At 66.4% G+C, this 452-nt stretch carries 1 protein-coding gene; it reads left to right on the forward strand.

Annotated elements, in window-relative coordinates:
• A partial coding sequence (locus J5M67_RS28535) for a bifunctional ornithine acetyltransferase/N-acetylglutamate synthase (protein ID WP_207888690.1) occupies positions 1-452 on the forward strand: 452 nt, incomplete at both ends.

Consider the following 452-nt stretch of genomic DNA (forward strand, 5'->3'; position numbering starts at 1 on the left):
GCCATACGATCACGCTGACGGGCATCAGCAAGGGCGCCGGGATGATCAAGCCGAACATGGCGACGATGCTCGGTTTCCTCGCGTTCGACGCGAAGGTCGCGCAGCCCGTGCTCGACGCGCTCGCGAAGGACGTGGCTGACCATTCGTTCAACTGCATCACGATCGACGGCGATACGTCGACGAACGACTCGTTCATCCTGATCGCGTCCGGCAAGGCGAGCCTGCCGCAGATCGCGTCGACCGATTCGCCCGCGTACGCGGCGCTGCGCGCGGCGGTGACCGCCGTCGCGCAAGCGCTCGCGCAATTGAGCGTGCGCGACGGCGAGGGCGCGACGAAATTCATCACGGGGACGGTCGAAGGCGGCAAAAGCGCGGCCGAGTGCCGCCAGATCGCCTATGCGATCGGCAATTCGCCGCTCGTGAAGACGGCGTTCTACGCGTCGGACCCGAAC

Source organism: Pseudomonas sp. 30_B (assembly GCF_017491605.1).
GTDB lineage: Bacteria > Pseudomonadota > Gammaproteobacteria > Pseudomonadales > Pseudomonadaceae > Pseudomonas.